Genomic DNA, 20,888 nt, shown 5'->3' on the forward strand with positions numbered 1-20,888 from the left:
CCTTTAAAAAAACCATCTTTATTTTTAATAAGATGGTTTTTTTCTTGCTATAAAAAAGATTCTTTCAGAATCCGTCTTTGGAGCATCATTTTCAAAGTCTGCACAAACCTCAAGTAAGTCAAATCCAGCTTCCTCCAGCCAATCTCTATACTGTTTGTCAGAATAGGTTCTTTGAATGTGAAGTTCATCAAACCGGTCATATTTCCCGGTCTGTTCATCTAAAAGGAAAAAACTAAGCTCATGCTCGACACTATTCGGCCCTTCACCTGGAAAGCTATTCCAAATGTACGACAATCGATCTTCTGCCTGTGCAAAGGTTTGATGAATGAAGCCATGTGAAATTTTATGGATGGAGTGAACATCAAAAAAGAAAAGTCCCCCCGCCTTTAAATGTTGAAAAACATTTGAAAAAGTATCAGTTACCTCACGATCAGATTGTAGGTAATTTAACGAATCACAGAAAATACCGATGATATCAAATTGTCCGTGCCCTTCTATGTCGGCCATATTTTGCTCAAAGAAAGGGATTAGCAGACCTTCTTCCTGAGACTTTGCCTGGGCAACCGCTAGCATATCTGAGGACAAATCAACACCGGTAACGTCATACCCCTCTTTAGCAAACCGGATGGAAAGCTGGCCGGTGCCGCAGGCTAAATCAAGTAAGCTTTTTCCTTCCACATGATACTCAATCAGCTTTTCTTTAACGAACCTTACCCATTCATCGTAAGGGGCATCCTGCATTAGTTCATCGTAAAAATAGGCAAATTGCTCATAGCTCATGTGTTAAGCTCACTGAGTATATCCTCTATCGGTGCATCTCCCCATAATCTTTCCAGCTTATAATAGCCTCTTTCCTCACGATGAAAGACGTGAGCAACGACATCCCCAAGATCAATTAATACCCATCTTGCTTCATCAAAACCTTCGATTCTTTTTACATCATAACCATTTTCTTCAGCCTTATCTTTCATTTCTTTAGCAATCGCCTGTACTTGCTTATCAGAATTACCATGACAAATAATAAAGTAATCTGCAATGGATGAAATACCCTCCATATTTAAAGCTAATATATCTTCTGCTCTTTTATCATCTGCAGCCTTCACAGCTATTTTTAATAAATCTTGATTATTCATTCATCAATCCTCCAGTTTTTTTACTAAATCATTATACGTATGAAAGGTGTCAGGATATACAGCCTGCGACTTTTTCATTAAAAATTGAATCGTATTATGGACAGCTTTTATTAAAGCTTTATCCAAACTTTCTTTGGCCAATTCTCTAACTTCCTCGACCCCGGGAAAATGGCGTCCAGGTTCTATATAGTCTGCTAAATAGATAATCTTTTCAAGCAGTGTCATCCCGGGTCTTCCGGATGTATGCCAGCGAATAGCATCTAAAACTTCTGGGTCGGTTACTCCAGTTTCAACTTCAACAAGATAAGCTCCAACAGGGGCGTGCCATAACTCAGGGTTATAATGAAGCAGATCCTCTGAAAATCCCTGTTTAATAATTATTTGCTTCATTTCTTCTTTTTGACGGAATTTTGCATAATCATGAAAGATTGCAGCCAATTCTGCCTTTTGTTCATCGGCACCATATTGCTTTGCCAAGGCGATTGCAGTGACCATCACACCTAAGGTATGTTGGTACCTGTGCTCAGTTAATTGTTCTTTTACAATTTTTAAGGCCGCATCACGTTCCATATAACTGTTTCTCCTTGATATACTTGATAACCCTGTCAGGTAATAAATATCGGAGCGTCTTTCTGGATTTTACTCTCTCTCGAATGACACTGGATGAAATATCAAATGCCGGAACATCGACATAAATGACTGGATATTCTGTTTTAAGACTATATTTGGGTCTCTCAACCCCAACAAATTGTACAAGATTAACCAGGTCATCGATTTTATGCCACTTCGGCAGATACTCAATCATATCCGCCCCAATAATAAAGAAGAATTGATGGTTTGGATATTTTTCATTTAATAATTTCATCGTATTAACTGTGTATGAAGGACCTGATCTTTCTAGCTCAATCGTTTCAATTCTGAAATTTGTATTTCCTTCAATTGCGAGCTCGAGCATTTCCAAACGCTCTTGATTTTCAACAAAATCCGACTTCCTTTTATGAGGAGGCTCTTGGTTAGGCATAAACCAAATTTCATCAAGCCTAAGTTCAGATAGTACCTCATTGGCTATCAAAAGGTGACCATTATGGGGGGGATCAAATGTCCCTCCCAATATCCCAATCTTACTCATGAATCTGCCTCCTTCATTGTGTAATTTAGGGAAGCTTAATTTGCTTTTTCTCCACCGATTCTTTGTACAGAACAATGGTATTTCCAATTACTTGAACGATTTCAGCACCTGCACCCTTAGCAAGCTGCTCTGCAACAACAGTCTTATCTTCCTCACAATTTTGCAGAACGCTTATTTTAAATAGCTCTCTTGCTTCTAGAGCCTCAGCTACCTGCTTAATCATATTTTCATTAACCCCACCCTTTCCTACTTGAAAAATAGGATCCAAGTGATGGGCTTGTGAACGCAAAAATCTTTTTTGCTTACCTGTTAACATTTTGTGTGCCTCCCAGCTGTTTTAAAACATTCTCTTTCATTCGTTGTACGTCAGGGGTGATTCCTGTCCATTTTTCAAAGGCTAATGCACCTTGATAAACAAACATGTCCAATCCATTTTGGGTAGTTGCACCCCTTTGTCTTGCTTCTTTTAAAAGCTTTGTTTCTAGTGGGTTGTAAATAATATCACATACCAAGGCATGAGGATTTAGGTTTGTAATCATTAACGGTTGTTCCAAAACTTTCGGGGACATACCAATCATGGTTGTTTGAATGATTACATCATAGTCTTCTAAATGATTATTAGCATCATTTAAGGCTAACGCTCTTGACGATACTTCAAATGGGCATGCCTCAATAAGTTCTTCCGCCTTTTCAATCGTGCGATTAGCAATATCAATGACTTGCGGCTTATTATAGGCTAAAGTAAAATAAATCGCTCTTGCTGCCCCGCCTGCACCAATTACCAAAACCTTACGATCGGATATGGAAGGGAGATAGGTAGATAACCCTTTTAAAAACCCCAGTCCATCGGTGTTGTAGCCGACAAATCTTCCGTCCTCATTTACCACCGTGTTAACAGCACCAATGCTCATTGCCAATTCATCGACTCCATCTAATAATGGAATGATTGTACTTTTGTGTGGCACAGTCACATTAAATCCAGATATTCCGATGGCTCTTAAGCCCAGAATGGCAGCTTTTAAATCCTCACTCTTCACTTGGAAAGGATGATAGGCTGCATCCATTTGATAATAAGAAAATAAATCATTATGCATAATCGGTGACATGGATTGACCGATTGGATCTCCCAAAACTGCATAAAGCTTCTTCATCCGTTTCTCCCCATTTCCATTGCCACAAAACCTTTAGTTAGATTAACGACTTGCGGAGTAAGGTTTGAACACCTTTGGGCACATACGCCACTACCTTTGCCCCTGGTTCATTTACCGTAATCCACCCGAGTCCTGAAAAGACCACGTCCGTTTTTGCCTCTTTAATCATAAATTCTTGTTTTACGAGTTCAGGAAAAGTGTCCATTTGATCTTTTCGCGGTGGTGCTAACATTTCTCCCACATGGTTTTGATAAAGTTCTTCTGCATTTTCTGTTTTCGTCCGGTGAATATTTAATTCATTCGACACATGACACACAAAAGACCTTCTTCCGCCACTTACATAATCAAAACGTGCTAATCCACCAAAAAACAATGTTTGTCCCTCATTTAATTGGAACACCTTCGGTTTTATTTCTTTTTTAGGTGTGATAATTTTTAAATCTTTTTTATCTACAAAGTGCGCCATTTGATGATGATTGATAATCCCTGGTGTATCTATTAATGCTTTTTCATCATCTAAAGGAATTTTTATTACATCCAAAGTTGTACCAGGAAAATGAGAGGTCGTGATTACATCCCCTTCACCAGTTACTTCCTTTATGATTCGGTTAATAAATGTAGATTTCCCTACATTTGTACATCCGACAACATAAACATCTTTTCCTTCACGCAACCTATCAATTGCTGTAGCAGTTTCCTTAATAAATTTCCCCTTCTCGGCACTTACAAGGAATACCTCTTCAGGCCTCAAGCCAAGCTCCTTCGATTCATGCTTCATCCAATTGATTAATTTATTTGGATTAATCGATTTTGGCAGTAAATCAACCTTATTGCCCACAAGTAAAACTTTGTTATTACCGACAAACCGATGTAAGCCTGGCAGCCAGCTGCCATTGAAATCAAAAATATCAACAATCATTACAATTAGTGCATTGGTTTTTCCAATGCCATTGAGTATTTTTAGGAAGTCATCATCCGTCAAACTAACATCTTGAACTTCATTATAATGCTTTAAGCGAAAACATCGCTGACAGATTATCGTATCCTTTTCAAGTGCAGACATTGGAGCATATCCTAATTCAGCGGGATTTTCCGTTTGGACACCCACTCCGCACCCCATGCATAAATATTCCTGTTGTTCACCCAAACTTTATTCCTCCCACTGTAATAGACCTTTTTTCCGGAACCAATTTAAAATCCTTCGTTCAGCGAAGCGATTAAATTTTGTAAAAAAACCATCTGTTTGTGCAACAGGCACAACTAGAATCGTGTGAAATCCACTCCGGTTCCCACCTAAAACATCTGTTAGTAATTGATCACCGATAACGACTGTTTCTTTCTTATTAATTCCCATTTGGGAAAGAGCTTTATTGAACGCATGGATAAACGGCTTTCGTGCCCGAAAGATAAACGGTATTTGTAACGGATCTGAAAACGCCTTGACACGTTCTTCATTATTATTAGAGACAATCGTAACAAGGATATTATTATTTCTCATACCCTCGAACCATTTAATTAATTGAGGTGTGGCATTTGGACGATCCCATTCCACAAGAGTATTATCCAAATCGGTGATAATTCCCTTTATCCCTCTTTCTTTCAAATGTTCGGGAGTTATATCCAGAACGCTCTTCACATGTTCATCAGGTAAAAATTTCTTTAACACTAAGTTTACACCTCATTAATTTAGCTATAATTCATCTACTTGTAGCTTTTCTGTACCATCATAACCAATTTTAACCTTTGTTTCAAAACAAACTAATTAATGCTTTGGTTCTTTTTTTCTTATTCCACTTATTGTTTGTCAAATTACAATAATACATGAGAAAGAACGTTAGTACCTTACAAAATAAACATTTTTTAAAAAAAGATGTATAAAACCAAAAATATTTTTCGACAAATTTTCTGTTTTTTACCGCCTGTGGATAAAGTTATTAACAAAATACCAATTGCATTCGTTACTTTTTGATACTTTATAAACAAATTACTAACAAGTTATCCACCATTAATTGTGAATAATTGGAAAGGTTGTCCTCAATAAGTAAATTTGGTAGATTTAGGGTACAGCAATTGTACCTACCATTTTATGCTTAACAGCTTTCATTTAGAACCAATTATTTCACTAGGGAGGTGCCTTCCGACTTGCGTAATCTGTCAGATGAGTTATTAATTGAATCCTATTATAAAGCTAGAGAACTAAATCTAAGTTCTGAGTTTATTCACCTCATTGAAAAGGAAATTCGTCGTCGTTCCCTTTATAACAAAATGAAAATATCTTCTTAAAACTTATATATGCCCTTAAAGGGCTTTTTCTTTTTTCTAAATGATTTGTTATAGTGACCGTTGATTTCCGCTCCAGTCAACTTAGTTATAAATCAACAATAACTTTTAACTAAGTTTTCTTGAAAATATAGCTTAGTACTATTTACTAATTACTCCTAGTTTTTCCCCCATTTTTATCTCCTTAGGTGTATGAATAGACGGATCCAATTTAAATATTCCTTGTTCGAATAACAGTACTACCGTCGAACCAAAGGTAAAATACGCCATTTCCTCACCCTTTTCAAGCACGGTTCCACCATGTGTCATTTCAATCGAATTCACAAACATCGCACCCACCTTAACAACTGCCACATGGCCTGACCTGGTCTCTACCTCGGTAATGACCCGATAGTTTTTTGCCAGTGTTCGAACTCCATATTTTAAGCCCAACTTATTTACGGGATACGATTTAGATCCGAGTGTCCATTGCCTTAGAACAGTCCCTGAGACAGGGCTATGGATACGATGATAATGGCTTGGACTTAAGTAAAGAATCATAAAGGTGCCATTTAAATATTTTTTTATATCCGTTTTGTCCGCTAACATTTCTTCAATTGAATATGTTTTTCCTTTTACAATCATTTCACTTGTCTCTTTTATCGTCCCAACATCTTCAATAACTGCATCAACAGGACTTGTCACAGAATCGACACCTTGGTCAATCACTCTCGCATCTTTCTTTAGTGTCCGGATAAATAAATCATGCAAAGTCGGATACTTGTCTAAGGAATTTTCCATCTCCTGTTGATTGAGCTGATAGACTTTTGCGAAAGAAGGAACCATGAACCGGCTAATGCTTGAACGGGCAAATTGCTGCAATACTTTGGATGACCATTTTCCATTTGTTAGCTCTATCATTACTCTGTATAAATGTTGTATCATTGACTAACCTCCAAAAAAGTGTAAAAATACTCTTTACGAAATAGCATAAAAGCTTTAAACTTAAATAAAATAGACTAACTAAAGGAAAACTTGATTCCTTCCGGCTTGTTAAAAAGGAGTGGTGAAGAGAAATGTTTTTATTAGACGTTTTCGATTCAACAATTAAAAAATTTAAAGCTCAAACCGCAAATGTAATGACATTAACGAATTTATCTTTAGGTGGCTTTGCAATTATTTTTGCCATCGAAGGAAATTTAAGACTAAGCTTGCTGTTAATATTTATTGCAGCATTAGCTGATCGCTTCGACGGGATGATTGCAAGAAAATTAAATATTGAATCTGAACTTGGAAAACAATTAGATTCCATGAGTGATATTATATCATTTGGAGTAGCGCCAGCACTATTACTATATCAAGGAATTTTGAATGAATTTGGCGTACCTGGAATATTTTTCACCGTTTTCTATATAGCGTGCGGAGCTTTTAGACTTGCTCGCTTCAATATTACCGAGAGCGATGGTTACTTTACAGGATTACCAATAACTGCTGCAGGGTGCCTAACAACACTAAGCTTTTTGGCTATTCCCTTCTTACCTGGTCAAACATTTTTGTTCATTATTATTATTCTGTCATTCTTAATGGTAAGTCCATATAAACTAAAAAAAGTTTAAACCAGAAGTCCAGTTAAACTGGGCTTTTTTTTATGGAAAATATTATCCTTTATTAAATAAAATACACAGGACAGACACAATCGCCCTTTTTCTCACATAGGAATTAATTATAGGCATTTGCCTAAAAAGCACGGGGGTGGATAATCATGTCTGGTATTGTTACAGCTCTAGGATATTTATTAAAAGAATTTCTATTTCTTGTCTCTTATGTAAAAAATAATGCTTTTCCGCAACCCCTATCTGCTGCAGATGAAAAAAAATACCTGAAATTGATGGCTGAGGGGGATTCACATGCACGCAATATGTTAATTGAACATAACTTGCGGCTTGTCGCTCACATTGTCAAAAAGTTTGAAAATACAGGTGAAGATTCAGAAGACTTAATTTCGATAGGTACAATCGGTCTAATCAAGGCGATAGAAAGTTATTCAGAAGGCAAGGGTACTAAGCTTGCAACCTATGCTGCACGGTGTATTGAAAATGAAATCCTTATGCATTTAAGAGCACTAAAGAAAACGAAAAAGGATGTCTCCTTGCATGATCCAATCGGTCAAGATAAGGAAGGGAATGAAATCTCCCTTATTGATGTGCTCAAATCTGAATCAGAAGATGTCATCGATACGATCCAGTTAAATATGGAACTTGAAAAAATCAGAAAATATATTGATGTATTAGACGAACGTGAAAAGGAAGTAATCATCGGCAGGTTCGGCCTCGATTTACAAAAAGAAAAGACCCAGCGGGAAATTGCAAAGGAACTTGGTATTTCAAGAAGCTATGTTTCAAGAATCGAAAAGCGTGCATTGATGAAAATGTTTCATGAATTTTACCGCGCAGAAAAGGAAAAGAAAAAAAAGGGCTGACGAAAAAACAGAGGCGGAATTACTCCGGCTCTGTTTTTCCATCCTGTAATAGATTAATCCACTTTGTCCCGTTATCGGTTGATTCAAATAAGTCATTAGTGTAGGTAGTAAAAGCTAGCTGCTGATCATTATGCGGATTAACCGCTAAGAAAGTTATTGGATTCTGATAATCCAAAAATGGAATGGATAGCGTTGTTTGTTCACCTGATTTAGGATTAATCATTTTCAAATGAATCTTTTCATTCTCAACACTAGAAAATAGCAAGTTATCACCTACGAAGGTCAAAGCTGTTACCATGTACGGGTCTGTAATCAGCTTCATCGTATTCCCGTTATCCTCTGAGTAAAATATACCAGACATTGTCGACATCGCAATAATATCTTCATTAGCGGGATTCACTGCAATCATGCCAAGTGAATCAGCAGTAAAATCCTTTAATTCACTTGTTGTCCAGTTCTTTCCGTTATCTGTAGAAAAGTTAACACCTAAGTCTAATTGATCATTCTCTTCTTGATTAATAACATAGATCCCATTCCCAAAATAGCTCGCAGCCATGAAATAAAAATGATTCTCCCCATGAAAGGCAATTTTGCTAAGACTTTGGCCCTTGTCATTACTTTGAACAATGCCGAGCGAATCAGTTGGTTCTTCACCTTTATTTAGACTTCCACTAGTAATAAATCCATCCTTAACAGCTTGAAAACTACTATAGTTATGTTGATTGGTTGTCATCTCCAACCACTTGGATTCCTTATACATTTTTATGCCAGTATTTGTAGCTATGTAGAGTGCCTGATCATTCCCTGGGTAGCCGATACCATGAATTTGTTTGATGTTTATGTCCTCTGCCTGAATTATTTCAAATTTTACTTCTTCCTCCGTTTTACTTTGCATCGACTTTTCACTCTGACTTTCATTTGTGCAGCCGGACGCAACGATAAGTAACCCTATTAAAACGAATAGAAGCATTTTCCTCTGAATCTTCACATTCATACCTCCGAAAATCTAACCTTTTTTCATTACTATCCATCCACTTATACCCCAGTCCCTAAACAGTGTCAAATAATATAACCTAAATCAGCAACTGCCTATACAAGATATTATACAGGCACATAACCTAATATAAAAAGGAAAGGGGGTATTTATGTGTCATTCGGTTACCCATATCCTTATATGTATCCAGCACCCTATCCAGCCTACCCTGTTCCATATCCTAGTATCAACGGTGGATGGTATGCACTGTTTATCGTACTATTGATTCTAGTGCTTATCTTTGGCGGATGGTGGTATTATACAACATACTGTTAAAAATGGACGGCTTATGCTTTTTGCATAAGCCTAATTTTTTAGTAACAGCATACAATTGGAAGTAATGGAACTTTTCAAAAAATAATCTTATAATAGAACGGTACATTAGAAAAAGGGGGTACAAGAATGACAGCTACTACATATTCAGATGTATGGAATCTTGATGTAATTTTCAAAGGGGGCAGTGACTCACCTGAATTTGCTGACCACTTAAAGATTACCAGCGAATTAATCGAACTTTTCCAAACAAAAGTTAATCATTGGACTCTCCTCCATACTAGTGAGGATATGGTCTATTTAAAAGAATTATTAACAGACTTCGAACAAGTCGGACAAAAGCTCCGTCAGGCCTCTGCTTTTGTCAGTTGCCTGCAGGCCCAAAATACCGATGATAAAAAGGCCTATTCACACGATGCAGCCGTAACAGGATTAAGTGCATCTTTTCAAACGGCTCTCAGTGCCTTTGACAACTTGCTGACCTCTATCTCTGACGAGGTATGGTCTCAAATCTTAGCAGATGACTTTTTCAAAGAACTATCCTACTCACTTACAGAGCGTCGGGAACGGGCCAAAGATAAGCTTTCAAAGGATGAAGAAGCGATTATTAGCGCACTCGGTGTCGATGGCTATCATAGCTGGGGTCAACTGTATGACCTAATAGTCGGGAAAATAAAAATTACTGTTATCGAAAACGGTGAGGAAAAAAAACTATCTGTCGGTCAGGCTGCCAACAAATTTTCTAATCCTGACCGTACTGTTCGCCAGTCTGTTTTTAAAAATTGGGAAAGGGCATGGAGTGAACAGTCGGATTATTTAGCAAAGACGTTAAATCATTTATCAGGCTTCCGTTTAAATGTCTATAAGAAAAGAGGCTGGGATGAGGTTTTAAAAGAGCCGTTAACCATTAATCGGATGAAACCTGAAACACTTGAAACGATGTGGACAGTTATTTCCGAAAACAAACAGCTGTTAGTAGCGTATTTAAACCGAAAGGCTAAGCTTTTAGGAGTTGAAAAACTAAGCTGGTTTGATTTAGATGCCCCTTATGGAAAAACAGAATCTAAGGTTTCATATCAAGAGGGTGCTGAATTTATTGAGGAAAACTTTGCTCTTTTTGGAGAAAAAATGGCTACTTTTGCAAAGAAAGCTTTTGAAGAGCAATGGATTGAAGGCGAGGACCGCCCTGGAAAAGCCCCTGGCGGTTTCTGTACTTTCTTCCCTGAGAGTAATCAATCACGAATCTTCATGACCTATTCAGGCACTCCTTCGAATGTCTCGACCCTTGCTCACGAGCTAGGTCACGGCTTTCACACTTACGCCATGAAAGGAGTACATCACCTTAATCGTGCTTATGCAATGAACGTAGCGGAAACAGCCTCTACCTTTGCTGAGATGATTGTCGCCGATGCTGCTGTGAAAAAGGCAAAGGATGAAGAAGAAAAACTGGTTCTTTTAGATGATAAAATCCAAAGAACAGTTGCACTATTAATGAATATCCACGCCCGTTTCTTATTTGAAACTAGCTTTTATGAGGAGAGAAAGAAAGGGCAGGTATCGAGTGAACGCTTAAATGAATTGATGGAGGCTGCACAAAAAGAAGCTTATTGTGAGGCATTAGAAGAATATCATCCATTATTCTGGGCTTCAAAACTCCATTTCTTTATTACAGGTGTACCATTTTACAACTTCCCATATACTTTTGGTTATTTGTTTTCACTTGGAATCTACGCACAGGCACTCGAAGAAGGAACAGGTTATGAGGAGAAGTATATTGCTTTATTAAGAGATACTGCTTCTATGACCGTTGAGGACCTTGCCGAGAAGCATTTACAAGTTAACTTAACCCAAAAAGATTTCTGGGAAAAAGCTGTTGGCCTCTGTCTTGATGATATAAAGGAATTCTTGCAGTTAACCGAAGATAAGTAAAAGAAGAGGGTGCTCTCAATAAGTGAGACACCCTCTTTCTTTACTTATTCGACACTCAATTCTGCCGAAATTACACAAGTAATCGCCCCAGTAATAACTAACGCCATGACAGCCATGAACATATTCTCCACCCCTTTAGATAGAAGCTACTATGCTAATTTGAATTTATCACATTTTCACAGTAGCTAACTTAAGGGAATATGAACATTTTGTTAACAAAAATTATTTAGTATTAGCAAATAAATTTTATTATGATATTATAATTTATCTTTTTTCTTTTTCCGTAAAAACAGTGACAGAAACAATAAATGTAACGGCATTTTCTATCTCCTCCATAACTAGGTGGTATCTTTTATAACCCACGTGCTTGCTCCTCTTCCCTGCATTAAAAATTTCATTTAAAAAAACCCCTTTCTTTTAATATATTTCTTCAATATTATAAATAACGCTGCATGGAAATTTGACGATCTTTGTTCGCTTCATAAAGCTTTTCAATTCGTTCTTGTTCAATGGCTTCATCAACGTTTAACTTTCGTCTTTTTATAGTAATCGATAAAAATAAGATATTTAGTGTCATATATACGCACCTCCTTAAAAAATCTGTTATGGATTTTACATGAAATAATGAATCGATATTTGGCGGTCTTTATTTTCTTCATAAAGCTCTTCAACTCGCTCTTCGTGTAACGCCTCTTCAAGAGTAAATTTACGTTTTTTAATGTTAATCGACAGGAATAATATATTCAGGGTCATACGAATCCACCTCCTTAAAATACCTATATATCCACAAATTGTCAAAAATATCCATATCTAAACGACACAAAAAGGCCGCAAGAAGTCACCCCCTTGCGGCACTATTTTTGGACACAAAAATACCGCAGGGTGTCATTCTCCCTGCGGCATGGATATGTAAGGTAACAAACTAAAAAAATTAGTTAGCCATCCATTCCAGTCTGGTCGAATGCGTGATATTAAAATATAAAGTTTTCATAGCAGTGTTTACTTCAATCATTTTACTCGACCTCCTTCGGAATTTTTTACTAACTACGGTAATTATATCCACGAACCAATACTTTGTAAACCATATTTTTGAATTTTTTAAAAAAATAGTCATTTTGCTTAGTTTTTTTAAGCAAAAAAATAACGTCCCCAATACTGGGAACGCTTAATGATCCTGACCATTTTCCATTTCGTTAAGCTTTAATTCGCACTTTTTTGATTGAATAAAGAATAAAATTGCGACCGCTAAAAATGACATAGACGAAAGCATCATAATATTTAAATCCATCTCAGTTTTTGTTTCAGATGGAATGATTACACCTAAATAGAAAAATACGCCAACAGCGAGTAAAAGAACGGCAAAACGTTTGAAATCGACCATTTTGTCATAAAGGAACTTTGAATGTTGTTTCACTTTCCGATTCACCTACTTTTCATAGAATCTACTAAGCTACTTTACCATATAATTCAGCAATGCAGCGCATGTAAATTTTAGAAATACCCGGTGTGACTATAGTTTTCAGCAAAAATCACGCGTTTATCAGCGAAATAAGAAAATCACACAAAAGTGGCCCGGCTTATTAGCCGGACCCATAATTGTTATACGTAACTACTAGCTACTTTAAAGCTTCAACCATTTTCATTACCAGCGTCGAAGAATGAAGCGCAGCCTTATCAATGAATTGGTCAAAGGAGAGTTCCGACTCTTTTCCAGCGATATCTGAAAGCGAACGAATGATTACAAACGGAACTTCAAATCGGTAGGCCACTTGAGCAATTGCAGCCGCTTCCATTTCAACAGCCTGTAAATGTTCAAATTTAGTCCGGACAAAATCAACGCGTATCGGATCCTCCATAAAAGAATCTCCAGTAGCGATTAACCCTTTAACAATTTGGAAATTTTCAATTTCATTGGCAGCATGTTCGGCCACATTTATTAATCTTTCATCTGCAATAAAAGCAGCAGGAAGCTGTGGAACTTGGCCATATTCGTAACCGAACGCGGTAACATCTACATCATGATGACGAACCTCTGTAGAGATCACGGCATCTCCAACGTTGAGAACAGGATTGTATCCTCCTGCAGAGCCCGTATTAATAATACAATCAGGTTTATACTTTTCAAGAAGAATCGTCGTTGACATCGCTGCATTCACTTTCCCGATTCCAGAGCGCAGTAAAATAACATCGGCACCACGCATCTTCCCAAAAGTAAACTCACAGCCTGCAACCGTCTCCTGTGTACTTTCTTCAATATTGTCTCTTAATAATGTAACTTCTTCTTCCATTGCTCCGATGATAGCTATTTTCATTATAAAACCTCTTTCTCTCTCTTTTACTTTTTAAAATTACTTGATATTACTATTCCTTTGGATCATCTATCGTATCCGCAAACACTATGATACCATCTTTTGAGACGGAAATGCTATATCGTTCATTGCTTAGAAGGTTAGAAACCTCTAAAATGAAGACATGGAAAGGAATGACGTGGATGAATTTTCAAATTGATTTTATCGAGGATAAGATAGAGTTTTTTGATGCAACAGATCTAAAAACATTAGAAAAGAAAATAGAGGTCAAAATTGAAGAAAACAAAGCAATTTTACTAGGAGTTCACTCTGTCTCACATCAAATGTATGCAAATGAAAAAGGGCTAGCTTATTTTACAGCTGTAGTACATTTTAAGCACAAAAAATTAGGATAGGCCAATAATCGGCCTATCCTTTGCTTATTTTTCAAGTTCAGCTAGCTCTTCCATCTTTGTAGGCATCCAACCTTCGCCGTCGACCCACTTAATATTAACCCTGTATTTATTTTGCTTATCTTTAGAGTAAACCGTACCAATTATGGCGTTGGTTGTTGTTTTATCACTTGTTACCCAGTAAGTAATCATATTATTTTGCTCAATGCCAGTTGCATAGGAAAAGGCCTTAAGCATTTCTTGCCAGTCGACTGATTCCTCTTCGAACACAGGAGTATGCTCACCCGTTTGCGTGGTCCCCACTGGCTTCCAACTCGGATTTTCGATTGTTTTTAGTACATTGGAGGATGACCCTCCTTCAGTAACCACAACCTGAGATTCATCTGGTTGGGCTGGGGCTGTCGTTTCTTCACTTGCCTCTTCATTGCCCTCTTCATCATCATTAACTGCTCCATCAGCTTCTGGTGCGGTCTCATTATCTTCCTTAGTGGTATCTTCTTTATTTACAGATTGATTCTCTCCATTATTTGCAGGCTCTTTTTTTGACGTTGCCTGGTTATCACCTGAAAAAATCGAATAGGCAACAAAAACAATTAGCGCAAGAACCAGGATAATTAAACCATTCAATATTAAATTCGTTTTTTTTCTTCTAGCTCGGTAACCTGATCGAGAATTAGATTGAAAATCGTTACTCATTTCTTTATCACTCCAAACAATTAGGCTTCCAATATTTTAACATGAATTGAATAGAACTTGAAGAATTATCCCTTATGTTCAAGGATTATTGTCCTTTGTCTGCTTGGTAAATCATTTCTACCATATCTGCAAATAATGATTGGACACTGCCTTCATTCTCAAGTACATCTAAATTGACAGCAACCAAGGCGTATTTTGGATTTTCATATGGAAAATAACCAGCAAACCACTTATTATGCAACTGCTGATCATTATTATCATATTTTCCTGTTTCCGCAGTTCCTGATTTTCCTGCAACCTCATATGGCAAGTCTATAAACCTTTTTCCTGTACCATTCGTGTTGGTAACCACCTCACGCAGCAACTTTTGCAGTTTCATAGCTGTATAGGGAGAGATATTATCCCCTGGCAGGTTTTGATTTTCGAAACTAACCATTGTTGTACCGTTCTTGTATTCAATTTTTGACGCGGTACGAACCATTTCCTTCTTTCCACCTCTTGCAATTGTAGCCATCATATTTGCCACCGCTAACGGGGTTGCTCTAACCTCGTGCTGGCCAATACCTGACATCGCTGCGAAATTAGCGTCTTTTCTTGCCTCTTCAGATAAAAACACTCTGCCTTTTTCTTCCCCTTTAAGTTGTTTAAAATGACTGGTATGATAAACCTCTCCTTGCCAGCCAACAGTGCCAATTAAGGATAATTTGGCAGCATACTTTTCTAGTAGCTCTTGGTCAATTTGCTGTAATTCCTTTGCAAGTTCTCCAAAGGTCCGATTGCAACTTCTCGCAAAGCTCTCAGAAAAATTTAAATTACCATAATTGAATTTTAATTCTGGTTCTCCATTAATCTTTTTGCTGCAATCAAAAAATCTAGATGGATCATCCAGGTTATTGTCAATTGCAGCGGCTGCAACAACGGTTTTAAAGATAGAGCCCATTATTTCCTGCTTTAACATCCGATCGGTAATCCCAGCATCATTATAGGGATCTTTTTTATTAATAATTGGACGTGATACACTGGCTAGAACGCTGTTATCTTCGATATTTAAAAGAACTAATCCACCCTTTTTTATTCCGTGCTTGTCCACTAATCCCTCTGATCGCAACTGCAAGTCTTTATCTAATGTTGTTCGTACATTAACAGGATAAAATGGATTAGCAGGGTCAACATACTTCACATTGATTCCGAATAATGGTGCACCGTCTCCATCAACATGGTAAACAAGTTTAGACTTTCCTTCAGCCAGCAGAAATTCATCAAAGCTTTCCTCTAAACCAGATACACCGATTAACGTCTTTACGGATAATTCCTTTTTAGGATAACGTTTAGTCAATTCCTTTGCATTTTCACCTGTTAATCCAATTAAATGTTCTGCTGGAATTTCCAAGCGCTCAAATTTTTTCTCAACGGCAAAAACACCTGGAATTTCCAATGCATTAATTTGCTCGGTTTGCAATGCCGTTAATTCCACCGGCTCTGGTTCTCCATAGGCAAAGGGTTTTTTTGCCTCTTCAACATGATTTTTCAAATCGTTAATAGGAATCCCCATGATGGCTGCAACCTTATTTATATCCCAATTGATATTTTTCAAAAATGGAAAAAGAACCAGAACAGATACCTCTTTATGGGTAAGCATATTCCCATCCCTGTCTAAAAAGTTCCCCCGGCCATTATCTATGACCAATTCCTGCGTTCTTTGCTTTACGCTTTCCTCAAGTAAATTTATATTATGCTTTGAAAAGGTTTCCGTTTCAATTAATTGAATTTGCACTAAACGTGCTATAAGAACCAATAGGCCAACTATGATGATAAACAATAATCCTTTTGTTCGTCTTCGCCACATAAAAAACACCTCGTCAAAAGTTTTGACGAGGTTTTCACATTTCAAACATGAAAAGTGTAAGCGCCTTGTCCAGGCGCTGAAACTAGACAAATTATGAATTATTTAATTGATACAATACGTACGCTCATGTCACCGCCAGGTGTTTGAACAGACACCTGATCGCCGACTTTTTTGCCTAAAAGGCTTTTTGCAATTGGGGAGTCGTTAGAAATCTTCCCTTCAAATGGATCAGCCTCTGCACTTCCTACGATTGTATACGTTTCCTCTTCACCATCGGGAAGTTCAACAAACGTAACAGATCTTCCTAATGCTACAGAATCACTTGCCACTTCATCTTCTCTAATAATCTTAGCATTGCGGATCATATTTTCGATTGTGGTAATTCGACCCTCAACAAAAGCTTGTTCTTCTTTCGCTGAATCATATTCGGAGTTTTCAGATAAATCACCGAAACTTCTTGCAATTTTAATCCTTTCAACGACTTCTTTCCGTTTTACAGATTTTAAATGTTCAAGTTCCTGCTCAAGTTTATCTTTTCCTGCTTGTGTCATTGGAAATACTTTTTCTATCGCCAAAACTTCTCACTCCTTCTAGTCTTCACAATCCCCCATAGATTGTGTATGAATTAATATGTAGGTTTTATTGCTTAACACACAAATACATAGGAGCGCGTCCTCTATAAAAGGGCGCGCACTTATATTATTCATTAATAGCAATTATATAGAACTTTTCTTAGCTATTGTGTCACAAAATTGATTTTTGTTCAAGAATTGTTTGAATTTTTGTGACCATTAAATCAATCGCTACGTGATTTTGACCACCTTCAGGTATAATCACATCTGCGTAACGCTTTGTTGGTTCAATAAACTGATTGTGCATTGGTCGGACCACATTAATATATTGGTCAATAACCGAATCCAATGTACGTCCCCGTTCTTTAATGTCACGGGATAACCGTCGAATAATTCTAAGGTCTGCATCTGTGTCGACGAATAGTTTAATATCCATTAAATCACGGAGGCGCTGATCCTCTAAAATAAGTATACCTTCCAAAATAATTACATTCTTAGGTTCAACGATAATTACATTATTTGAACGCGTATGAAGAGAATAATCATAAACAGGTTTCTCAATTGATTCATAACGTATAAGCTTTTCAATATGATTAATTAACAGATTATTATCGAAAGCTAACGGATGATCGTAATTTGTTTTTAAACGTTCCTCGTACGGTAAATCACTTTGATCTTTATAATAATAGTCCTGCTCCAGCATTAAAACGGAATGATCTTTGAAACTGTCAATAATTGCTTTTGTAACACTTGTTTTACCTGAGCCGGAACCGCCGGCAACACCAATAACAACTGGTTTGCGCATAAGCTAGTTCTCCTTTCGCATCATGTTGTTAGGGTATACCGGCTTGTCCAATTTAAATTGCACAATTTGAAGCGGATGTCTTGCTGCATCCAGTTCATTACCTTTTTCATCCCAAATCTTATCAATCACATGAGTAAAGTTATTAATTTCCGGACCGAAGAATTCAACTTCCTGTCCTGGTTTAAAGTGGTTTCTCTGCTGTAAGGTCACCATTTGTGTTTCCTGATTATAATCCAACACAAGACCTACAAACTCAAACTTTGTCTTCTTGCTATGATTACCAAACATTTGCTCTTTATACCCTGGAACACCTTCAAAAAATGCCGGTGCTGTTTCACGGTTTGCGCATTTATCTAATTCTTCTAACCAGCTGCGCTGAATCACAAAGTTCTCAGGGTCAGCACAATAGGCATCAATGACCTTCCGATAAACACTAACTACAGTTGCAATGTAATGAATTGACTTCATTCTGCCCTCAATTTTTAAGCTGTCAATGCCTAACTCAATCATTTGGGGAATAGCCTGAATTAAGTTCAGGTCCTTTGGACTCATCGCAAACGGTGCTTCTCCTTCTTCATAAAAAGGAACCTCCGTCTTGCTGCCCTCCAACTGATATAAATCATAATCCCAACGACACGATTGACAGCAGCCGCCGCGGTTAGAATCTCTAGCGGTCATATGGTTACTTAAGGTACAACGACCTGAGTAAGCAATACACATAGCGCCATGGATAAAGGTTTCAATCTCAATATCAACCTTTTCTTTCATTTCCTTCATTTCTTCCGCACTTACTTCACGTGCTAATACGACGCGTTCAGCACCAGCCTCTTTCCAAAATTGAGCAGCTTTCCAGTTGGATAGGGATTGCTGTGTACTGATATGGATTTCAATCTCTGGTGCTAGTTTGCGGCAAGTTTCAATAATCAGTGGATCTGCAACAATAATACCTGCAATACCTGTATCTTTTAGGCCGAGAATATATTTCTCAAGGCCATCAATATTTTCATTATGAGCGAATATATTTGTTGTTACATAAACTTTCGCACCAAATCTTTTTGCGAATTCTACGCCTTCTTTTATTTCTTCAAAAGTAAAGTTATCAGCGTTGGAACGAAGCCCATACTCTTGACCGCCAATAAATACAGCATCTGCACCATACTGGACAGCTATTTTCAATTTCTCAAGATTTCCTGCAGGAGCTAGAAGTTCAGGTTTTTTGAAGATAACCCGTTTGCCATCAACAATCTCAGAAATTTTATCCTTTATGGTATTCACACAAGTTTCCTCCTTCTTAAAAAATAATATTAATAAACCGTTTCTTTGAAAAAGAAGCCCGTGTCTAATGTACGGTTTTCGGGTTGAATCTCCTCAATAGCGGATAATAATTCGTCCTTTTTATCTTCATACTTGTCAGGATCTTCGACAAATAAATCAATTGCTTCCCGATATGCAGCCGTTACAGCGATAATATATTCAGGGCTTTTAAGGATCCCGTCAATTTTAAAGGAATCTACTCCAGCTTCTATCATTTCTTGGAGTTCATCGATGATACAAATATCATTTGGACTCATGATATGCGTTCCATTTTCGTCCTCGAAGATTGGATATTTATTGCTACGTTCTTTATCATGTAAAAACATATTTTTTTCCATGCTGCGATTTTCTATTTCCATTGCTTTTCCTTGGTACTCATAATAATTACCTAAAAGTGAACGTTTTGATTGGAACATACAGCTCATTCCATGTACCAGAACCTCAATTTCAACATCAGCATTTTCTTTTGTTTCCACAATGGCATCCATATTTATCTCACGGGCAAGCACAGCTCTTTTTGAGCCCTTTTTCCCCCAATAATTACAGGTATACCAATTCGTCCCTGTCGTTTCTGTGCTCCAATGCAGTTTCAAATTTGGCGCAACATCACGAGCGGCCATTAATACAGCAGGATCACCGAAAATAATAGCATCTGCGTTCGCTTCCGCGACAAATTTGATATAATCATCAAGCTCAGCCACTTTATCATTATGAAAAATAGCATTTACCGCCACATACACTTTTTTTCCTTGTGAGTGCGCCAGTTTAATTGCTTCCTTAACCTCGGCTCGGCTAAATTCACCAGCTAGCCGCAGTCCAAACCTTTGTTCCCCAATAACAAATGCATCTGCACCCGCTGCAGCGAGCGGTAAGATATCATTTGTTGAGATTGGAGTTACTAATAATTCTGGTTTTTTCAATATAAACACCTCTTCTTACTTATTGCAACGCCATCCCCAACTGGGAGAATGATCGAATGATAGTCAGGGTGATTCATCAGCCAATGATTAAAATCATTTATTTTCTTAACAAGATTCCGTATTCTCTTAGATTCAATCTCTGATTCAGCTACAAGCCCTTTAAATAGGACGTTGTCTGTTATAATTATTCCGTCCTCATTTAGGTACTTTGAGTACATTTCAAAGAATCTTTGATACTGCCCTTTAGCAGCATCGATAAAGATGGCATCATAGGGGGCTTGACCACTAACAAACTCCTCTACCTCCAGCGCATCGCCTTTGATTAGGATGATCTGGTCAGATAGCGATGAGCGTCCAATAAACTCTTCTGCTAACTGGATTCGTTCGATATCCCTTTCAATTGTGACAATCCTTGCATTCGGCAGTGCTTCAGCCATTCGTAGGGCTGAATAACCAATAGCCGTGCCCACTTCCAGGATTTTTTTTGAATCTTGGATTCTTAAAATTTGAAGCATCGCTTCAATTCCTGCTAACTCCATGATTGGCACCTTGTTTTGGCCAGCAAACTTTTCCATTTCCATAAACAAAGTTCCACGGTTTTGTACTAGACCTTCAATATAAGAATGCAGCTTATCATTCAGCAGCTGC

The 20,888-nt window shown here is 37.5% G+C and carries 27 protein-coding genes; 6 read left to right on the forward strand and 21 right to left on the reverse strand.

Annotated elements, in window-relative coordinates; all coding sequences use genetic code 11:
* Positions 1 to 24 precede the first annotated feature (24 nt).
* From NSS81_RS04680 to NSS81_RS04715, 8 genes are read right to left on the reverse strand one after another with little or no spacing between them, the layout of a single operon-like run.
* Complete coding sequence (locus tag NSS81_RS04680) at positions 25 to 780, reverse strand: class I SAM-dependent methyltransferase (RefSeq protein ID WP_342432379.1); 756 nt, start codon at positions 778 to 780, stop codon at positions 25 to 27.
* Positions 777 to 1,133, reverse strand: coding sequence for a ribosome silencing factor (gene rsfS, locus NSS81_RS04685; RefSeq protein ID WP_342432380.1), 357 nt, complete (start codon positions 1,131 to 1,133; stop codon positions 777 to 779). The genes NSS81_RS04680 and rsfS overlap by 4 nt, the downstream gene beginning before the upstream one ends.
* Positions 1,134 to 1,136: 3 nt before the next feature.
* The gene (gene yqeK / locus NSS81_RS04690; protein WP_342432381.1) at positions 1,137 to 1,703 is read right to left on the reverse strand and encodes a bis(5'-nucleosyl)-tetraphosphatase (symmetrical) YqeK; all 567 of its coding nucleotides are present in this window, start codon (positions 1,701 to 1,703) and stop codon (positions 1,137 to 1,139) included.
* A complete protein-coding gene (locus NSS81_RS04695; RefSeq protein ID WP_342432382.1) occupies positions 1,693 to 2,262 on the reverse strand; it encodes a nicotinate-nucleotide adenylyltransferase in 570 nt (189 codons plus the stop codon). Before NSS81_RS04695 ends, yqeK begins: the two co-directional genes overlap by 11 nt.
* 25 nt (positions 2,263 to 2,287) lie before the next feature.
* The gene (gene yhbY / locus NSS81_RS04700) at positions 2,288 to 2,578 is read right to left on the reverse strand and encodes a ribosome assembly RNA-binding protein YhbY (RefSeq protein WP_342432383.1); all 291 of its coding nucleotides are present in this window, start codon (positions 2,576 to 2,578) and stop codon (positions 2,288 to 2,290) included.
* Entirely contained in the window at positions 2,565 to 3,413 is an 849-nt protein-coding gene (aroE, locus tag NSS81_RS04705) for a shikimate dehydrogenase (RefSeq protein ID WP_342432384.1), read from the reverse strand. Before aroE ends, yhbY begins: the two co-directional genes overlap by 14 nt.
* Positions 3,414 to 3,450: 37 nt before the next feature.
* A complete protein-coding gene (gene yqeH / locus NSS81_RS04710; protein ID WP_342433938.1) occupies positions 3,451 to 4,533 on the reverse strand; it encodes a ribosome biogenesis GTPase YqeH in 1,083 nt (360 codons plus the stop codon).
* A 30-nt stretch (positions 4,534 to 4,563) separates the two neighbouring features.
* Positions 4,564 to 5,079: a YqeG family HAD IIIA-type phosphatase gene (locus NSS81_RS04715; RefSeq protein ID WP_342432385.1), complete on the reverse strand. Its 516-nt coding sequence runs from the start codon at positions 5,077 to 5,079 to the stop codon at positions 4,564 to 4,566.
* Positions 5,080 to 5,555: 476 nt separating this feature from the next.
* Here NSS81_RS04715 and NSS81_RS04720 point away from each other — a divergent pair, with 476 nt between their 5' ends.
* Entirely contained in the window at positions 5,556 to 5,696 is a 141-nt protein-coding gene (locus tag NSS81_RS04720; protein WP_342432386.1) for a sporulation histidine kinase inhibitor Sda, read from the forward strand.
* A 138-nt stretch (positions 5,697 to 5,834) separates the two neighbouring features.
* On the opposite strand, the gene NSS81_RS04725 is transcribed toward NSS81_RS04720, so the two are convergent.
* A complete protein-coding gene (locus NSS81_RS04725; RefSeq protein ID WP_342432387.1) occupies positions 5,835 to 6,617 on the reverse strand; it encodes a phosphatidylserine decarboxylase in 783 nt (260 codons plus the stop codon).
* A gap of 131 nt (positions 6,618 to 6,748) precedes the next feature.
* On the opposite strand from NSS81_RS04725, the gene pssA reads away from it, so the two are divergent.
* Both pssA and sigK read left to right on the forward strand, forming a co-directional pair.
* Positions 6,749 to 7,288 (forward strand): CDP-diacylglycerol--serine O-phosphatidyltransferase, encoded by a 540-nt coding sequence (pssA, locus tag NSS81_RS04730; protein ID WP_342432388.1) that lies wholly within the window; start codon positions 6,749 to 6,751, stop codon positions 7,286 to 7,288.
* Between the two features lie 146 nt (positions 7,289 to 7,434).
* Complete coding sequence (sigK, locus tag NSS81_RS04735; protein WP_342432389.1) at positions 7,435 to 8,151, forward strand: RNA polymerase sporulation sigma factor SigK; 717 nt, start codon at positions 7,435 to 7,437, stop codon at positions 8,149 to 8,151.
* A 19-nt stretch (positions 8,152 to 8,170) separates the two neighbouring features.
* Here the strand turns inward: sigK and NSS81_RS04740 are convergent, their stop codons facing one another.
* Complete coding sequence (locus NSS81_RS04740; protein ID WP_342432390.1) at positions 8,171 to 9,139, reverse strand: F510_1955 family glycosylhydrolase; 969 nt, start codon at positions 9,137 to 9,139, stop codon at positions 8,171 to 8,173.
* A gap of 159 nt (positions 9,140 to 9,298) precedes the next feature.
* Between NSS81_RS04740 and NSS81_RS04745 the strand changes: the two genes are divergently transcribed.
* Both NSS81_RS04745 and NSS81_RS04750 read left to right on the forward strand, forming a co-directional pair.
* Complete coding sequence (locus NSS81_RS04745) at positions 9,299 to 9,460, forward strand: hypothetical protein (RefSeq protein ID WP_342432391.1); 162 nt, start codon at positions 9,299 to 9,301, stop codon at positions 9,458 to 9,460.
* Positions 9,461 to 9,586: 126 nt separating this feature from the next.
* Positions 9,587 to 11,386: a M3 family oligoendopeptidase gene (locus tag NSS81_RS04750; RefSeq protein WP_342432392.1), complete on the forward strand. Its 1,800-nt coding sequence runs from the start codon at positions 9,587 to 9,589 to the stop codon at positions 11,384 to 11,386.
* Between the two features lie 436 nt (positions 11,387 to 11,822).
* On the opposite strand, the gene NSS81_RS04755 is transcribed toward NSS81_RS04750, so the two are convergent.
* The 4 genes from NSS81_RS04755 to mtnN form a co-directional block, all read right to left on the reverse strand.
* Positions 11,823 to 11,963, reverse strand: coding sequence for a YrzI family small protein (locus NSS81_RS04755; protein WP_342432393.1), 141 nt, complete (start codon positions 11,961 to 11,963; stop codon positions 11,823 to 11,825).
* A 35-nt stretch (positions 11,964 to 11,998) separates the two neighbouring features.
* A complete protein-coding gene (locus tag NSS81_RS04760) occupies positions 11,999 to 12,139 on the reverse strand; it encodes a YrzI family small protein (protein WP_342432394.1) in 141 nt (46 codons plus the stop codon).
* A gap of 412 nt (positions 12,140 to 12,551) precedes the next feature.
* Positions 12,552 to 12,800 (reverse strand): YrhC family protein, encoded by a 249-nt coding sequence (locus NSS81_RS04765; protein WP_342432395.1) that lies wholly within the window; start codon positions 12,798 to 12,800, stop codon positions 12,552 to 12,554.
* A gap of 202 nt (positions 12,801 to 13,002) precedes the next feature.
* Positions 13,003 to 13,698, reverse strand: coding sequence for a 5'-methylthioadenosine/S-adenosylhomocysteine nucleosidase (gene mtnN, locus NSS81_RS04770; protein WP_342432396.1), 696 nt, complete (start codon positions 13,696 to 13,698; stop codon positions 13,003 to 13,005).
* A 179-nt stretch (positions 13,699 to 13,877) separates the two neighbouring features.
* Between mtnN and NSS81_RS04775 the strand changes: the two genes are divergently transcribed.
* Positions 13,878 to 14,090 (forward strand): DUF2536 family protein, encoded by a 213-nt coding sequence (locus tag NSS81_RS04775; protein WP_342432397.1) that lies wholly within the window; start codon positions 13,878 to 13,880, stop codon positions 14,088 to 14,090.
* Positions 14,091 to 14,114: 24 nt separating this feature from the next.
* Here NSS81_RS04775 and NSS81_RS04780 read toward each other — a convergent pair whose 3' ends face one another.
* The 7 genes from NSS81_RS04780 to NSS81_RS04810 all read right to left on the reverse strand — a co-directional run bounded on the left by NSS81_RS04780 (position 14,115) and on the right by NSS81_RS04810 (position 20,884).
* The gene (locus NSS81_RS04780; RefSeq protein ID WP_342432398.1) at positions 14,115 to 14,783 is read right to left on the reverse strand and encodes a YrrS family protein; all 669 of its coding nucleotides are present in this window, start codon (positions 14,781 to 14,783) and stop codon (positions 14,115 to 14,117) included.
* An 85-nt stretch (positions 14,784 to 14,868) separates the two neighbouring features.
* Positions 14,869 to 16,629 carry a penicillin-binding transpeptidase domain-containing protein gene (locus NSS81_RS04785; protein ID WP_342432399.1) on the reverse strand — a complete coding sequence of 587 codons (1,761 nt, stop codon included), beginning with the start codon at positions 16,627 to 16,629 and terminating at the stop codon, positions 14,869 to 14,871.
* Between the two features lie 98 nt (positions 16,630 to 16,727).
* The gene (greA, locus tag NSS81_RS04790) at positions 16,728 to 17,204 is read right to left on the reverse strand and encodes a transcription elongation factor GreA (protein ID WP_342432400.1); all 477 of its coding nucleotides are present in this window, start codon (positions 17,202 to 17,204) and stop codon (positions 16,728 to 16,730) included.
* 169 nt (positions 17,205 to 17,373) lie between these two features.
* Positions 17,374 to 18,006 (reverse strand): uridine kinase, encoded by a 633-nt coding sequence (udk, locus tag NSS81_RS04795; protein ID WP_342432401.1) that lies wholly within the window; start codon positions 18,004 to 18,006, stop codon positions 17,374 to 17,376.
* 3 nt (positions 18,007 to 18,009) lie between these two features.
* Complete coding sequence (locus tag NSS81_RS04800; protein ID WP_342432402.1) at positions 18,010 to 19,281, reverse strand: U32 family peptidase; 1,272 nt, start codon at positions 19,279 to 19,281, stop codon at positions 18,010 to 18,012.
* A 29-nt stretch (positions 19,282 to 19,310) separates the two neighbouring features.
* Positions 19,311 to 20,240, reverse strand: a complete 930-nt coding sequence (locus tag NSS81_RS04805; RefSeq protein ID WP_342432403.1) for a peptidase U32 family protein — start codon at positions 20,238 to 20,240, stop codon at positions 19,311 to 19,313.
* Entirely contained in the window at positions 20,237 to 20,884 is a 648-nt protein-coding gene (locus tag NSS81_RS04810) for an O-methyltransferase (RefSeq protein WP_342433939.1), read from the reverse strand. The genes NSS81_RS04805 and NSS81_RS04810 overlap by 4 nt, the downstream gene beginning before the upstream one ends.
* Between the last annotated feature and the right edge of the window lie 4 nt (positions 20,885 to 20,888).

The sequence above is a fragment of the Neobacillus sp. FSL H8-0543 genome (assembly GCF_038592905.1).
Lineage (GTDB): Bacteria > Bacillota > Bacilli > Bacillales > Cytobacillaceae > Neobacillus.

Bases quoted from the DNA above. Each gene is read 5' to 3' on its own strand.
- NSS81_RS04680 (WP_342432379.1), bottom strand. From the start codon at position 780: ATGAGCTATGAGCAATTTGCCTATTTTTACGATGAACTAATGCAGGAT.
- rsfS (WP_342432380.1), bottom strand. From the start codon at position 1,133: ATGAATAATCAAGATTTATTAAAAATAGCTGTGAAGGCTGCAGATGAT.
- yqeK (WP_342432381.1), bottom strand. From the start codon at position 1,703: ATGGAACGTGATGCGGCCTTAAAAATTGTAAAAGAACAATTAACTGAG.
- NSS81_RS04695 (WP_342432382.1), bottom strand. From the start codon at position 2,262: ATGAGTAAGATTGGGATATTGGGAGGGACATTTGATCCCCCCCATAAT.
- yhbY (WP_342432383.1), bottom strand. From the start codon at position 2,578: ATGTTAACAGGTAAGCAAAAAAGATTTTTGCGTTCACAAGCCCATCAC.
- aroE (WP_342432384.1), bottom strand. From the start codon at position 3,413: ATGAAGAAGCTTTATGCAGTTTTGGGAGATCCAATCGGTCAATCCATG.
- yqeH (WP_342433938.1), bottom strand. From the start codon at position 4,533: ATGGGGTGCGGAGTGGGTGTCCAAACGGAAAATCCCGCTGAATTAGGA.
- NSS81_RS04725 (WP_342432387.1), bottom strand. From the start codon at position 6,617: ATGATACAACATTTATACAGAGTAATGATAGAGCTAACAAATGGAAAA.
- pssA (WP_342432388.1), top strand. From the start codon at position 6,749: ATGTTTTTATTAGACGTTTTCGATTCAACAATTAAAAAATTTAAAGCT.
- sigK (WP_342432389.1), top strand. From the start codon at position 7,435: ATGTCTGGTATTGTTACAGCTCTAGGATATTTATTAAAAGAATTTCTA.
- NSS81_RS04750 (WP_342432392.1), top strand. From the start codon at position 9,587: ATGACAGCTACTACATATTCAGATGTATGGAATCTTGATGTAATTTTC.
- NSS81_RS04755 (WP_342432393.1), bottom strand. From the start codon at position 11,963: ATGACACTAAATATCTTATTTTTATCGATTACTATAAAAAGACGAAAG.
- NSS81_RS04760 (WP_342432394.1), bottom strand. From the start codon at position 12,139: ATGACCCTGAATATATTATTCCTGTCGATTAACATTAAAAAACGTAAA.
- mtnN (WP_342432396.1), bottom strand. From the start codon at position 13,698: ATGAAAATAGCTATCATCGGAGCAATGGAAGAAGAAGTTACATTATTA.
- NSS81_RS04775 (WP_342432397.1), top strand. From the start codon at position 13,878: ATGAATTTTCAAATTGATTTTATCGAGGATAAGATAGAGTTTTTTGAT.
- NSS81_RS04780 (WP_342432398.1), bottom strand. From the start codon at position 14,783: ATGAGTAACGATTTTCAATCTAATTCTCGATCAGGTTACCGAGCTAGA.
- NSS81_RS04785 (WP_342432399.1), bottom strand. From the start codon at position 16,629: ATGTGGCGAAGACGAACAAAAGGATTATTGTTTATCATCATAGTTGGC.
- udk (WP_342432401.1), bottom strand. From the start codon at position 18,006: ATGCGCAAACCAGTTGTTATTGGTGTTGCCGGCGGTTCCGGCTCAGGT.